The sequence below is a fragment of the Sphingomicrobium sediminis genome, from assembly GCF_023805295.1.
Lineage (GTDB): Bacteria > Pseudomonadota > Alphaproteobacteria > Sphingomonadales > Sphingomonadaceae > Sphingomicrobium > Sphingomicrobium sediminis.
This window is the reverse complement of record NZ_JAMSHT010000001.1, coordinates 1113682-1126565: the sequence shown is the minus strand read 5'-3', so window position 1 is coordinate 1126565 and position 12884 is coordinate 1113682. Positions and strand designations below refer to the sequence as shown.

The following is a 12884-nucleotide window of genomic DNA, read 5'->3' as shown; positions in this document are numbered from 1 at the left end:
AGGTCCCATGCATGGAAGGGGCCATCGTCTTCGCATCGCTTATCGTCGGGGTCGCGATTACCGACCAGCTGACGAGCCTGCATCGCCTGCTGCGCGTGCGCCACAAGGTCCGCTGGGACCCGCTCCCGCTCCTGTTCGCCTTCTTTATCATGATGAGTGTCATCATGGCCTGGTGGTCGGTCGCGGGGCAGTCGTGGGACGACAGCATCACCATCGGCGAATTCCTGCCCATCTTTTTCAACCTCGTCCTGATCTTCCTCTTGGCGAGCGCCTCGCTTCCCGATGCGGACGATCCGGCCGGACACGACTTGCGCGCCTTCTGGGAAGCGCAGAGCAAATATCTCTGGGGCCTGTTCCTGTTCACGGTCGTGTTCGACAATGTCCTCAATGTCAGCGAAGTCATCCGCAGCGGCGAACCGATCGGCCAATATGCGTTGCGGCGGCAGGCGGACATCGTCATCATCGCGCTGCTCTTTGCCGTCTTTTTCATCCGCAAACGCTGGCTCGACTGGGTCGTGGTCCTGCTGCTCTCGATCGTACCGCTGGCGTGGATGAGCCGAAGCCTCGGCTAGACCATGATCACGCTCAAGCCACTCAAGCCCTACAAGAAACCGCGCGGCATCAAGGCGCGATGGCAGTCCGTGCGGTCGGACGAGTTCAAGTGTGACTGGGCGATCGGGGTGGTCAGTTTCCATGGCAAGGTGCCCGATGGGTCGCGGGGGCGCGAGCATGCCGACTATATCGCGCTCGAATGCCTGCATGGCATGGCGCGGATGGAGGCGATCGCGCTGGTGATGGACATGCGCGCCCTGATCTATCGCTGGGGCAATTCGATCGGCAAGGTGTTCGACGTGCTGCGGCGGCACTATCATTATGAGTGGGAAGAGGTGGGCAAGATCGTGCCCATCCGGATGGTGACGAGCGACAAGTCGGCGGGCTTCCAATCGCTGGTCGACGGGGATGGGTTCCTCTGCGATAGCGTCGAGGAAGCGGTGCGCGAATGTGCCGAAGAGGTCGCGGTCTGGGCTGCGGACTGATGGCGGGCGCAGATCCCGCAGCATTGCTCTCCGAGAAGGAAAAGGAAGCGCTGCGCCTGCTGATTGCGGGGCATGATGCCAAGTCTTCGGCGCGCACGCTCGGCGTGTCGCATCATGCCATCAACGACCGGCTGCGCAGTGCGCGGCGCAAGCTGGAGGTGACGAGCAGTCGCGAGGCGGCGCTGTTGCTCTCTGAGGCGGAGCAGGCGGACCCCGAACCGCTTGTGCACAAGCCGTTGGGGGATGTCGTCGCGGGGGCCGGCGACGATGATCGATCCATGGCCGGACAGGAGGAGCGGGGCACTTCCCGCTTCGTCCGGTATCGGAAAGGATTGATCTTCATGTCCATCACCATCCTGGCCGCCGCAGGCGCCATTTTCGTGTCCACCATCGCCGAGGCGCCGCGGCAGGAAGATGCCGACGCCGCCGTGCCCGTCGCGTCACAAGGCCTTGCGGGGCAGGCGGAGTCCGCAGCAGAAGCCACGGCCTTCATGGCGCTGGTCGATGCGGGCGATGCCGAGGCCAGCTATGCCGCGGCGAGCGAGACGTTCCGCGATGCCTACACCTTCAAGCTGTGGGACTTCGGCGTATCGCTCCGCGCGCTCCAGGGCGGGGTGTTCCAGCGCGTCCTCACCAAGGTCGAGCGCCCGACCGACGGGGTCGAGATTCTCTATTACGAAACCGAAATGCTGAGCGGCGAAAAGAAAGCCGAAAGGATCTTCATGGAGCGCGTGGGCTCGGGCTGGAAGGTCGCCAACGTCACCATCACCGACTTGGGCGCAGAATAAGGCTCACCCCACCGTCACAAAACTATCCAGCACGCGTTTCTGCCCGGCTTTCTCGAAGTCGATCTCGAGCTTGTTGCCTTCGATCGCGGTGATCTTGCCGTAGCCAAACTTGCCGTGGAAGACGCGCATGCCGAGGGTGAGATCGTCGCGGCCCTTGTTGCCGAGGCTCACGGCGCTCGACTTGACGTCGGCGGGGCCAGCTGAGCGGGTGCGCGTGGAGGCGGCGGCTTTCTGGGCGACGGCGCGCTGGAAGCCGGGGCCGCGTGAGGCGGGTCTTGCGACATGGGCGAAGGGGTCGTCCTGCGCGCTGAACTGGGCGCGCCAGAGGCTTTCGCCGCCGCTCATGGTCGCATCGCTCTCAATATGCTCTTCGGGTAATTCATCGACGAAGCGCGAGGGGATGGAGCTGGTCCACTGGCCGTAGATGCGGCGGTTGGCGGCGTGGAGGATGTGCGCCTTTTGCCGCGCGCGGGTGATGGCGACATAGGCCAGGCGGCGCTCTTCCTCGAGGCTGGCCTGGCCGCCTTCGTCCAAGGACCGCTGCGAGGGGAAGAGGCCTTCTTCCCAGCCGGCGCAGAAGACGATGGGAAATTCGAGGCCCTTGGCGGCGTGGATGGTCATGATGGTGACGCGCTCGCCATCGGCGTCGCGGTCGGTGTCCATAACGAGGCTGACATGTTCGAGGAAGCTCTCGAGCGTGTCATATTCCTCCATCGCGCGGGCGAGTTCGGAGAGGTTTTCGAGGCGGCCCTGCGCTTCGGCGCTTTTGTCGGCCTGGAGCATGGCGGTGTAGCCGGCTTCCTCGACGATCAGCTGCATGAGTTCGGATGGCGAGAGCTCGGCAATCTTGCCGCGCCAGCGGGCGATGTCGGCGACGAAGCGGCCGAGCGAATTGCGGGCGCGGGCCTGGAGTTCGTCGCTGTCGAGCATTTGCGCGGCGGCGAGCAGCAGCGGCAGGTCGGCGGCTCTTGCATATTGGTGGATGGTCGCGACCGCCTTGTCGCCGAGGCCGCGCTTGGGCTGGTTGACGACGCGGTCGAAGGCGAGGTCGTCGGCGGGCTGGTTGACGAGGCGCAGGTACGCGATGGCGTCGCGGATCTCGGCGCGCTCGTAGAAGCGGAAGCCGCCGATAATCTGATAGTCGATGCCGATCGAGATGAAGCGTTCTTCGAATTCGCGCGTCTGGTGCTGCGCGCGCACGAGGATGGCGATGTCGTTGAGGCTGCCGCCTTTGGAGATGTGGTTCTCGATTTCCTCGCCGACGCGGCGGGCTTCCTCGGGGCCGTCCCAGACGCCGAGGACGCGAACTTTCTCGCCATCGCCCGCTTCGGTCCAGAGCGTCTTGCCGAGGCGGCCCGAATTGTTGGCGATGACGCCGGAGGCGGCGGCGAGGATATGGCCGGTCGAGCGGTAATTCTGTTCGAGGCGGACGATCTTGGCGCCCGGAAAGTCGCGCTCGAAGCGCAAGATGTTGGTCACGTCCGCGCCGCGCCAGGAGTAGATGGACTGGTCGTCATCGCCGACGCAGCAGATATTGTTCTCGGGCGCGGCGAGGAGCTTGAGCCATTCATACTGGCTCGCATTGGTGTCCTGATATTCGTCGACGAGGACGTAGCGGAAGCGTTTGCGCCATTCCTCCAGCACGTCGCCATGCTTCTTGAAGATGGTGAGCATGTGGAGGAGGAGGTCGCCAAAGTCGCAGGCGTTCACGGCGCGGAGGCGGGCCTGGTAGTCGGCATAGAGTTTGGGCGCCTTGCCGTCGGCGAAGCCCTCGGCATCGGCGGCGTCGATAAGGTCGGGGGTGAGGCCCTTATTCTTCCACTTGTCGATAAGGCCGGCCATCTGGCGCGCGGGCCAGCGTTTCACGTCGATCCGCTCGGCCTCCATCAACTGCTTCAAAAGGCGCAGCTGGTCGTCCGTGTCGATGATGGTGAAATTGTTCTGGAGGCCCACCAGCTCGGCATGGCGGCGCAGCATGCGCGCGCACACGCTATGGAAAGTGCCGAGCCAGGGCATGTTGTCGACCGCGCCATTGGTGATTTGCGCGACGCGCTCCTTCATCTCGCGTGCGGCCTTATTGGTGAAGGTCACGGCAAGGATCTGGTTCGGCCAGGCGCGGCGGGTGGCGATAAGGTGGGCGAGGCGGGCGGTGAGTGTCGCTGTCTTGCCCGTGCCCGCGCCCGCGAGAATGAGGACAGCGCCATCCAGCGCTTCCGCAGCCTCGAGCTGGGCCGGATTGAGATGCGCAAGATAAGCGGGCTTGTCGCTGTTCTGGGGTAGAGATTCGGTCACGAGTGACAGGTAGGGCGAGGGGAACATTTGGGCAACCCGGACGAGCGCCCATCCGAATCGATTCGTCGATTCGACGCGATTCGGTGCGAATCATTGGTGGCGGGATGCGATTCGGGCTTGCGAATCGGCTGGACCGGGGGTACTTGGCCCGCAATTCTGGGGTAGTGCCCGCAAAAAAGCGCCACTTACGCACGATATCCCCGTTATCCACAGGCAAAAACACTTCTGAAGCGGTTGAAAACCAACCACTTACACACCATCTTGAAAATGTGATCGGGGCAAACGACCCGGCCCCCTCGGGGGAAGGGAACCGAAGCACCGATCTCCGCCGGCAGGCGATGCGATGCGACGATCGAGGGAGCCCTCGAAGGTCTTCGGACCGGAGAGAGCGTTGAAGCCGATCATCTCGCAGAGCAGACCAGCCGGTCAGAGGCGCCGGAAGAGCCGGGTGTCCTAACGCAGCCGCGTTGCGAGGCTTGCCCCCGCAACGAAGGGCGCGAGAAGGTCCCGGTCCAAGAAGGGCCGCAAACGCGCCGCCAGGGTGCGATCCGCTTGACGGGTCGGATCTGGAGGGAGCCGAAGTGGAAAGCGATATGCGGGAAACTGCATGTTGCGAGAAGCGGAGGAAACCAAGAGGTAGCCAGTCATGCTGGCAGGCCTGGAGGAGACGAGCGACGCCTGAGTGGGCGCGCAAGGATGGCGACGGAGCCACGGAAGCCTTCGGGCGGAAGTGGAAGACCGAACCAAGACCGGCAAACCAACTCGGCGCTAGTGGGGTCCAGCAGCAATGCTGGGCCCCATTTCGTTTTGGGGTGTGCGAAGGCGCAGCTAATTGGCGGGTGGTTACGCGCCAACACGCAGACCTGTTCAATTGAAATCAAGATTTTCGGCCCTAGGATGGCGTTAAAGCGGCGGACGATGCGCCATGTTGCGAATGTGATTGCGGGAATTGTCGTATGTTTGCGTTTCTTCTCGATGCCTTGCCTGGGTTGCCGGCCCGAAGCCGATGTCGGTCCCATTCGTCATACTCTCACCCGGACGCGAACGGCGTTCGCAGGATCTCCGGAGACATTCGATGATGCTTATGGCGCTGTTCGCCTCGCTTGCGGTTGATCCGCCGGCGGAAGAGGAAGCCGCGCCGCCGCAGCCGGTGCCGCAGATTACGACGCGCGACATCGAGCCGCCGCGGCCGCCACGCTTGTCGGCGCCGCCGCCGCCGGTGCTGGTGCAGCGCCCGCTGCCGACGCCGCCAATGCCGACCAGCGACCCCATCCGCCTGTTCGACGCGGACAGCTATCCGCGCGATGCCGCGGCCAATGACGATGTCGGGCGCACCGACACCGATTTGTTCATCGACGAGGAGGGCATGCCGATCGCCTGCCTGGTGCGCGCCAGTTCGGGGTCGGCGAGCCTCGATGCGACCACCTGCGATATCCTGATGCGCAACATGCGCTTCGAGCCGGCGACCATCTATGGCGGCGGTGTGGGCAAGGGAATGTGGGACGCCCCGGCCATCGCCTGGCGCCTGCAGGGATACAATCGCGAAGGACCATCGAGCAGCGATCGCCGCTTTCGCGAGCGCATGGCGGAAGCCGGCTTTTCGGACGGCGATGAAATGGTCTTCGATCGGCTCGCCGAGCAGAGCAGGCTCGCCTGCACGGTGACGCGCGACGGCGAGGAGCCGCGCGACTGCAATAATGATGAGAAGCAGATGGCCCGCTGGGCCTGGATGGAAGAGTTTTCACGCCGCGTCGGGACCGGCCCGTATCGCATGGCGATGGGCCGCCAGAAGGTCGACAGCGTTGAATTGCCGATCCTGTGGGATGCCGAAAGCGAGCGCCTGCACCAGTATGACCATGTCTTCCGGTTCATGGAAAATGGCGTGGCAGGCTGTTTCGTCCCGTGGCGACGTGGTGACCGGCCGCTCATCGGACTGAAGCAATGGGGCTCGCGCCTCTGCGAGGAAGACGATGTGATCATCTTCGCCAAGGAGCTGGACCTGTCAAAAGCCGATGCCGGCTACGAGTTCCGCTACTTCCTGATCGCGAGCACTTCCTCGCCCGAATGACCTTTGGAGCGCTCGACGATGCGGCGTAGCTGCTTGATCGTTTCCTCGAGCAGCAGCAGCGCCTCCTGCACGGCCAGCCGGACGGTGGCCGAGAGGTCGGACTGCTCCATCATCTCGGACAGCATGGTCTCGACCTGCTGGTCGCAATCGGCAAGGCGCTCCAATAGCCCCGAATAGTCACCCGTCCGATTGGCTTCCTCGCACGCATCGAATTCGGTGATCGCACAGCATTCCCAATTGTCCTGCTCGAGCGCATCGCCGTTATGCTCGGCGATCGCCTCGTCAATCTGTTCGCCAAGGGCGCTCCGCTTGGTGGCGCAATCGAGCAGCACGCGCTCGAGCTGGCGATTGTCGATCTGTCCCGCGACATGACGGATACGCGCTTCGGTCTGGTCGACCGCAGCACGCATGCGCGTCAGCACTTTCCCGTCATCCGGGCGGTTAGACATGATCCCTCTTTTCGGCACGCGACCACCATGAACGCGGCTGGTCGACACAGAAATCTTTCGGTCACAACGCCGGGGGGCGGTGACGGTTTCAATACTCATCGATTTTGAACGCAATTCTACAAACCAAGGGGGAGGATTAGCGGCCGGAGATTTCTCGAACTTTTTCGGAATAAAGGCGGCCGACCGGCTGCTCGGTATCGTCCTGGAGGCGGGCGACCCAGCGGCCCGACGCATTGCGGGCGAAACCGGCGATAAAGTCCTTGCGAACAATCGCGCTGCGATGCAAGCGCGCAAACATTTCGGGGTCGAGCCCCTTTTCCAGCGCAGTCATCGAGTGGTGGATGAGCCAGCTGCGCTGACCGACATGGAGGCGCATATAGTCCCGCTCGGCCGAGACGCGGTCGATGTCGCGCGCGGCAATGCGGACCAGGCCAGACAGGTCGGAGGCCCAGAACTCCTCCAGATATTCGCTCTTTTCCTTCTTGCCCGTCGGCGCGCTTTCGTTGCCGATCATGTCGCGGGCGCGCTCGATCGCGGTTTCGAGGCGTTTGCCTTCGACCGGCTTCATCAAATAGTCGACCGCGGCGACCTCGAAGGCGGCGACCGCGAACTGGTCGAAGGCGGTGACGAAGATGACGGCGGGCGCGTCATCCTGCTCGGACAGCGCGCGCGCGACTTCGATCCCGTCCTGGCCCGGCATCGAGATATCGAGCAGCAGGAGGTCGGGCTTCAGCTTGTCGGCCATCGCGACGGCCTCGTCGCCATCGCTGGCAACGCCCGCAACTTCGACATTTTCCATGCGACCGAGCAGGGTTTCGAGACGCTCGGCGGCGAGCGGTTCGTCGTCGGCGATCAGGATCTTGAGGGGCTTGTTATCGGCCATGGAGCTCACGCTTTTTCAATGGGGATGATGATGTCGACGCGGTAGCCGTCATCGACGGCACCGAAGCGACATTCGGCGCGATTGCCGAAATGGGCGGCAACGCGTTCGCAGACATTGGTCATGCCGGTGCCGGTGCCTGCCGGGGCAGGGCGGTCTTCCTGCGCGAGCGGGATCGTATTGTGGACGCTCAAGGTGGCGCGGCCGTCGCGGCGTTCGCTGGCGCTGATGGTTACCTTGACCGGCTCGCGGGTGCGGCTGACGCCATGCTTGATGGCATTCTCCACGATCGGCTGGAGGATGAGCGCGGGCACGCGCATCTCGGACAGCTCGTCGGGCACGTCAATTTCGACCTTGAGGCGCTCGGGGAAGCGGCGCTTCTCGATTTCCAGGTAGAGCGACTGCAGTTCGATCTCCTGCGCCAGCGTCACGCTCTCGCTGGGGTCGAGCGACAGGCTGGTACGAAAGAAGGTGGAGAGGGCGAGCAGCATCTGCTCGGCCTGTTCGTTGCGGCCGGTCATGACCAGCGAGGACAGGCTGTTCAGCGTATTGAACAGGAAGTGCGGATTGACCTGGTAGCGCAAGGCCCGGACCTGCGCGGCAGTGGCGGCGGCTTCGGCCTCGGCAAGACGGCGGCGCGTGTCCTGGATCTGACTGGCCGAAATGCCGGCGAGATAGACCGCGCTCCAGGCGGCGAAGAAGAAGAACCAGACGACCGCGGCATCGGCGGTGACGCGCAACTTGTCGGTCTCGTCCAGCTCGTCGATGCGGGGCAGCGTGAAGATCATCGGCTGTTCGCCCGAATGGCGCTGGATGCGGATTTCGTTGCCCTGCTGGATGATGACGGCGCCTTCGCGGGCCTCGACGCGATATTCCTCGCCGGTTTCCTGGCGCAGCGGTGCGGTAGCGATGATCAGCAGGGCCTGGCCGATCGCAGCGACGAGGCTGGCGATGGCGGCGATGCTGGCGCGGACGCGGATGCGGGCATTGTCGTCGACCGCTTGCATCGCAAGGTAGATGCAGCCGGTAAGGACGATACCGGTGCAGATGGTCGGGAGCCGGTTGGAGATAAGCCCGGTGAAACTGCCGCCCAACGCTGCCCGGATGAGCAGGGTGCCGACATAGATGCACCAGAAGATCGCGATCGAGCCGACCGCGAATTTCCAATCGGCGAATAGTGGGCGCCCCCCCGGGGCCTTCAAAGTCACGTGCCGCATAATCTGACCTGTCTAGGCCAATTATCGCGCCGCTGCCAGCGCGTGGCGGCGCTTGGCCGAAGGAAATCCGCCGTTGATCGAAGGAACGCGGGCGCGGGGGTGTTCGTTGGTGGGGGTAGAAGGAGGCTACATGACCGACCGATCCACGACCAAGGACGAACCCAGCCGCGAACTGGAAGAGAAATTGGCGCGCAATCCGCACGATGCCGACACGAAAGTCGATGTCGGGCTGGATGAATCGATGGATGCATCGGACCCGGTATCGGCCACGCGCAGCGATGATGACGAGCCGCATCCCAATTCGGATGCGCCCAAGGACTGACGCGCAAGTCGTTGCGTAACCGCAACGCTTTTCCAATATCGTGGTAAATATCGCACAGTCGCGAACTGCTTTGCGACGTGCGCCCCTAAATCCTTGCGAGAACAAGGATTTCCCGCATGACTATGGGTCGGGAGCGGGAGTCGTTGATGGTTAATGCTTTTTAAAGGCGTGGCCATCTAACGTCTTCATGAAGGGGTGAAAGGAGCAAGAAGAACAATGAGTAACAACCGGGCCGGGGGGAACGTGACTGGCGAAGTGACCATCGCCGAAATGAAGGAATTTGCGAGCTTCCCGAAGGCGACGCAGCGTTACATTCGTCGAAGCCTCGACAATGCGTTCGGACGCAATGATCCGGTCGCAACCTGGGCACGCGACGAGGTCGAAGCCGCTTCGATCGAAGCGCAGCATCGCTTCTACCAGCAGCTCGACCATCTGCGCATGGATATTCCCGACGATAGCGGCCTCGACATGCTCGAGCCTTTCCTCGGCATGCTCATCACCCTGTCGGCGTTCGACCTGGGGCAGGACCGCCTCGACAATTTCAACGCCTATCGCTTCCTTTACGAACGGCTGCTCGGTGCCGCCGTGCGTCCTTGGCTGCCGGCCGCCTTTTGCGCCGCCGCCTCGCTCCCGCACCTGCACCCCGATCGCCGCCGCATGCTGCTCCAGTCGATCAGCGAAAGCGCGGCAACGGCCGCGGGCTGGTCCAATCGCGAGCCCGCATTCTGGCCCGAATGGGTCGAGAAGGTGGACGCGGAGGAAGCCGCCTAAAGCTCGAAATATTTGCCTAGTTCAAGGAGCGTCGTTTCGGGCGCCTTGTGAAGGATGAAGCGGCCTCGGCCCTTCTCCTTCCAGGGCGCCCGAGCCGTTTTGCGGTCATCGACGAGCACGTCGCCGGCCTCGGCATATTTCCATTTGTCGCGTGCCATGCAGGTGATCATCGGGATGCCCGGCAGGTGCCGGTCGCGCCAGGCGAGCTTCTGCCGCCGCGCCCAATTGCCCATCGGCAGCCCGGTGAGGATGGTCGGCTCCAAGTGCCGAACCGCCTCGACCATGTCGAGTGCGCCGGGCAGGGGATCGAGGTCGGCATAAAAGGCGTCGGCGCGCGCCAAGGCTTTCCAGAAGCCACCTTTGCCACGCTCGGCCTCGAGCGCATCCGGCGACAGGCCGGTCAGCTTGCGCACCCCGCCATCGAAATCGGCGAGGACCCCGTCGCAATCGAGAAAGAGGCGGACACTCATCCGATATAGGCCGGGACGGCGGTGACGGGGATCGGATCGATCTCTTCCCAATCATGGTCGGCGATGAGGACGTTGCTGTCCTTTGGCTTCTTGCCGCTGGCGGGATCGAGCGACCAGGTGATGTGATAGTGCGAGCCGTCAGGGCGGTGGACGTTGCCGTCGACGGTAACGACCAGAGCTTCGATGCCGTCGCCTGCATCGGCATGGCCGACGACGGCGATTTCGGCAGGGTCGGGCGGGGTGGCGCGATATTTGCGGCCCCAGAGCGTCACGTGATGCGCGATGATCTCGGCATAAAGCGGCGGGAATCGGTCGAGCAGCTTGGCCCGGCTTTCATCCTCCAGCAGCCATCCGACCGGTCGTCCCATCAGGCGCGCTCCTCCAATTTGGTAACGAAGTCGTGGGCATAGGCGATCAAGCTGTCGTCGCGCGCGCCCATGACGAGGATCATGTCGCCTTCGCCGACATCTTCGAGGATCATCGCGGCCAGCGCCTCGCGGTCGGGATGGTGGACCGCATTGCCGCCATGGCGCTTCACTTCGGCAGCCAGCCAGGCCCCGCCGCGCTCGCGATTGACGGTGCCGCCCTGATAGACCGGGTCGGGCACGTAAAGGCGGTCGTTCTTGTCCATGAGGTCGGCGAAGACCTCGGCCAGTTCATCGCCCATCTGCTTCAGGGGACCGTAGCCGTGCGGCTGGAACATGATGTGGAGGCGTCGCCCGGTGGCGCGCGCGGTCCGCAAGGTCGCGGCGGCCTTGTCGGGATTGTGGCCGAAATCGTCGATGACGGCGACGCCGGCGGCTTCGCCCACCAGTTCGTAGCGACGCTTGAGGCCCGCAAAGCTGGCAAGCGCGGCGATGGCGACTGGCAGCTCAACGCCCGCCTGGTGTGCCGCAGCGATGGCGGCGAGGCCGTTCATCGCATTGTGGCGCCCGGGCATGGGAACGGTGACGGCCAGCGCGTCGTCCTGATGGTGCAGGGTGAGGCGGGTCTGATGCGCGTCTTCGGTGAGGTCGCTGGCGCGATAATCGGCATCGTCGGCAAAGCCGAAGCCGAGCGCATCGTCTGGCGCGATGCCGCGGGCTTCGGCGTCATCCGCGTTGTAGATCGCCTTGTTACCGGCGCGCAGGAAGTCGCCGAACAGCTGGCGCAATTCCTCCATCGATTTGTGGTCGAGGCTGATATTGTTCACCAACGCCACGGTGGGCCGGTAGAGCGCGATCGAGCCGTCGCTTTCATCGACTTCCGACACGAAGAGGTCGGGATCGCCGACGAGCGCGCTCGCAAAGGGTGCTTCGGGGGTCGCGAAATTCTTCATCACCGCGCCATTCATCGCGGTCGGGTCGCGGCCGGCTTCGTGCAGGATCCACGCGGTCATGCCGGTGACGGTCGACTTGCCGCTGGTGCCGCCGATGGCGATGCTGGTGGCAGCCTCGTTGAGCAGGTCTGCGAGCAGTTCGGGGCGTGTGCGACGGGTAAGGCCCAACTCTTCTGCGCGCACCATATCGGGGACGGTGTCTTCGACGGCGGCGCTGGCAACCAGCACCTGGCCGTCCTTGAGACCGGTACCGTCCTGCTCGTACAGGTCGATGCCGAGGCGGCGGAGATAATCGAACTTGCTCGACATGCGGCCGGCATCGAGGCTGCGGTCGCTGCCCGACACGTCGGCACCGCGCGCCTTGATGATGGCGGCGAGCGGCAACATGCCCGATCCGCCGATGCCGCAGAAAAAATAGTTTTTGTTCATGAAGTCGCCCTATGCGAAGAGGATTAGTCACGCAATTGGAGGTGTCATGCGGATCGCGGTAGTTGCGCCGAGTTGCCCGCTGGACAAGGCGGCAGTCCCCCATGCGGCCATCGCCGCTGAGGAAGCCGAAGCAGAACTTATCATCCACCCGCAATGCTTTCGCGAGGACGGCCATTTTGCCGGCAGCGATGGCGAGCGGTTGGAAGCGCTAACCGAGATGCTCGAGGATCCCGACGTCGACGCGGTCTGGTTCGCGCGCGGCGGCTATGGGTCGAACCGGATTGCCGAGGCGGCGGTAAAGGGCCTGTCCGAAGTTGCGCGCTCGAAGACGGTGATGGGTTATTCGGACGGCGGCTTCCTGCTGTCGGCGCTGCACCGGCACGGGCTCGACGTCGCACATGGCCCGATGGTGCAGGACGTGCTGCGCGAGGGCGGCCAGGCGGCGCTGGAACGTGCGCTCGCATGGCTGGTCAATCGCGACGAGGAATCGCTGGAGCCTCATCTCGACAGCGGACGTTCGACCTTCGCGTTCAACCTCGAAGTTCTGGTGAGCATGCTGGGCACGCCGATCGCGCCCGATCTTCGCGACTGCGAGCTGCTGATCGAGGAGGTCGATGAATATCAATATGCGGTCGACCGCGCGCTGTTCGCGCTGATGCGCCAGCGTAATCGGCCCGCAAGCTTGCGGCTGGGCCGGATGGCGCTCAAGGAGAATGATCGCGACTTTGGCGAGGGCGTCGAGGCGATGGTCAAGCGCTGGTGCGAAATCGGCAATGTCGATTATCGCGGCCGCGCCGATATCGGGCATGATGCCGACAACCGCGTCGTGCCCTTTTCATGAGT

The 12884-nt window shown here is 63.8% G+C and carries 14 protein-coding genes; 7 read left to right on the top strand and 7 right to left on the bottom strand.

Going from position 1 to position 12884, the window contains the following annotated elements:
• Positions 1-11: 11 nt before the first annotated feature.
• The 3 genes from NDO55_RS05795 to NDO55_RS05785 are packed head-to-tail and all read left to right on the top strand — an operon-like array spanning position 12 to position 1825.
• Positions 12-572, top strand: coding sequence for a hypothetical protein (locus NDO55_RS05795; RefSeq protein WP_252113305.1), 561 nt, complete (start codon positions 12-14; stop codon positions 570-572).
• 3 nt (positions 573-575) lie between these two features.
• Positions 576-1037: a hypothetical protein gene (locus NDO55_RS05790; protein ID WP_252113303.1), complete on the top strand. Its 462-nt coding sequence runs from the start codon at positions 576-578 to the stop codon at positions 1035-1037.
• Positions 1037-1825 carry a LuxR C-terminal-related transcriptional regulator gene (locus tag NDO55_RS05785; RefSeq protein WP_252113301.1) on the top strand — a complete coding sequence of 263 codons (789 nt, stop codon included), beginning with the start codon at positions 1037-1039 and terminating at the stop codon, positions 1823-1825. Before NDO55_RS05790 ends, NDO55_RS05785 begins: the two co-directional genes overlap by 1 nt.
• 3 nt (positions 1826-1828) lie before the next feature.
• Here NDO55_RS05785 and NDO55_RS05780 read toward each other — a convergent pair whose 3' ends face one another.
• Positions 1829-4144 (bottom strand): ATP-dependent helicase, encoded by a 2316-nt coding sequence (locus NDO55_RS05780; protein WP_252113299.1) that lies wholly within the window; start codon positions 4142-4144, stop codon positions 1829-1831.
• 1048 nt (positions 4145-5192) lie between these two features.
• Here NDO55_RS05780 and NDO55_RS05775 point away from each other — a divergent pair.
• Entirely contained in the window at positions 5193-6185 is a 993-nt protein-coding gene (locus tag NDO55_RS05775; protein WP_252113298.1) for an energy transducer TonB, read from the top strand.
• Here the strand turns inward: NDO55_RS05775 and NDO55_RS05770 are convergent.
• The 3 genes from NDO55_RS05770 to NDO55_RS05760 form a co-directional block, all read right to left on the bottom strand.
• Positions 6149-6634 carry a hypothetical protein gene (locus NDO55_RS05770; protein ID WP_252113296.1) on the bottom strand — a complete coding sequence of 162 codons (486 nt, stop codon included), beginning with the start codon at positions 6632-6634 and terminating at the stop codon, positions 6149-6151. The two genes, NDO55_RS05775 and NDO55_RS05770, sit on opposite strands and share 37 nt — an antisense overlap.
• A gap of 136 nt (positions 6635-6770) precedes the next feature.
• Positions 6771-7517, bottom strand: coding sequence for a LytR/AlgR family response regulator transcription factor (locus NDO55_RS05765; protein WP_252113294.1), 747 nt, complete (start codon positions 7515-7517; stop codon positions 6771-6773).
• 5 nt (positions 7518-7522) lie between these two features.
• A complete protein-coding gene (locus NDO55_RS05760) occupies positions 7523-8722 on the bottom strand; it encodes a sensor histidine kinase (protein ID WP_252113292.1) in 1200 nt (399 codons plus the stop codon).
• Between the two features lie 139 nt (positions 8723-8861).
• Here NDO55_RS05760 and NDO55_RS05755 point away from each other — a divergent pair, with 139 nt between their 5' ends.
• On the top strand, positions 8862-9053 hold the full coding sequence (locus NDO55_RS05755) for a hypothetical protein (RefSeq protein ID WP_252113290.1): 192 nt from the start codon (positions 8862-8864) through the stop codon (positions 9051-9053).
• A gap of 216 nt (positions 9054-9269) precedes the next feature.
• Positions 9270-9824: a hypothetical protein gene (locus NDO55_RS05750; RefSeq protein WP_252113288.1), complete on the top strand. Its 555-nt coding sequence runs from the start codon at positions 9270-9272 to the stop codon at positions 9822-9824.
• Here NDO55_RS05750 and NDO55_RS05745 read toward each other — a convergent pair.
• From NDO55_RS05745 to NDO55_RS05735, 3 genes are read right to left on the bottom strand one after another with little or no spacing between them, the layout of a single operon-like run.
• The gene (locus NDO55_RS05745) at positions 9821-10294 is read right to left on the bottom strand and encodes a 5' nucleotidase, NT5C type (RefSeq protein ID WP_252113286.1); all 474 of its coding nucleotides are present in this window, start codon (positions 10292-10294) and stop codon (positions 9821-9823) included. The genes NDO55_RS05750 and NDO55_RS05745 overlap by 4 nt on opposite strands.
• Positions 10291-10662: a hypothetical protein gene (locus NDO55_RS05740; protein ID WP_252113284.1), complete on the bottom strand. Its 372-nt coding sequence runs from the start codon at positions 10660-10662 to the stop codon at positions 10291-10293. The genes NDO55_RS05745 and NDO55_RS05740 overlap by 4 nt, the downstream gene beginning before the upstream one ends.
• On the bottom strand, positions 10662-12041 hold the full coding sequence (locus tag NDO55_RS05735; protein ID WP_252113282.1) for a UDP-N-acetylmuramate--L-alanine ligase: 1380 nt from the start codon (positions 12039-12041) through the stop codon (positions 10662-10664). Before NDO55_RS05735 ends, NDO55_RS05740 begins: the two co-directional genes overlap by 1 nt.
• Positions 12042-12087: 46 nt before the next feature.
• Between NDO55_RS05735 and NDO55_RS05730 the strand changes: the two genes are divergently transcribed.
• Positions 12088-12882: an LD-carboxypeptidase gene (locus tag NDO55_RS05730; protein ID WP_252113280.1), complete on the top strand. Its 795-nt coding sequence runs from the start codon at positions 12088-12090 to the stop codon at positions 12880-12882.
• Positions 12883-12884 lie beyond the last annotated feature (2 nt).

Coding starts and splice junctions, on each gene's coding strand:
- NDO55_RS05730 (WP_252113280.1), top strand. CDS start 12,088: ATGCGGATCGCGGTAGTTGCGCCGAGTTGCCCGCTGGACAAGGCGGCA.
- NDO55_RS05745 (WP_252113286.1), bottom strand. CDS start 10,294: ATGAGTGTCCGCCTCTTTCTCGATTGCGACGGGGTCCTCGCCGATTTC.
- NDO55_RS05750 (WP_252113288.1), top strand. CDS start 9,270: ATGAGTAACAACCGGGCCGGGGGGAACGTGACTGGCGAAGTGACCATC.
- NDO55_RS05770 (WP_252113296.1), bottom strand. CDS start 6,634: ATGTCTAACCGCCCGGATGACGGGAAAGTGCTGACGCGCATGCGTGCT.
- NDO55_RS05765 (WP_252113294.1), bottom strand. CDS start 7,517: ATGGCCGATAACAAGCCCCTCAAGATCCTGATCGCCGACGACGAACCG.
- NDO55_RS05785 (WP_252113301.1), top strand. CDS start 1,037: ATGGCGGGCGCAGATCCCGCAGCATTGCTCTCCGAGAAGGAAAAGGAA.
- NDO55_RS05755 (WP_252113290.1), top strand. CDS start 8,862: ATGACCGACCGATCCACGACCAAGGACGAACCCAGCCGCGAACTGGAA.
- NDO55_RS05780 (WP_252113299.1), bottom strand. CDS start 4,144: ATGTTCCCCTCGCCCTACCTGTCACTCGTGACCGAATCTCTACCCCAG.
- NDO55_RS05735 (WP_252113282.1), bottom strand. CDS start 12,041: ATGAACAAAAACTATTTTTTCTGCGGCATCGGCGGATCGGGCATGTTG.
- NDO55_RS05775 (WP_252113298.1), top strand. CDS start 5,193: ATGATGCTTATGGCGCTGTTCGCCTCGCTTGCGGTTGATCCGCCGGCG.
- NDO55_RS05740 (WP_252113284.1), bottom strand. CDS start 10,662: ATGGGACGACCGGTCGGATGGCTGCTGGAGGATGAAAGCCGGGCCAAG.
- NDO55_RS05795 (WP_252113305.1), top strand. CDS start 12: ATGGAAGGGGCCATCGTCTTCGCATCGCTTATCGTCGGGGTCGCGATT.
- NDO55_RS05790 (WP_252113303.1), top strand. CDS start 576: ATGATCACGCTCAAGCCACTCAAGCCCTACAAGAAACCGCGCGGCATC.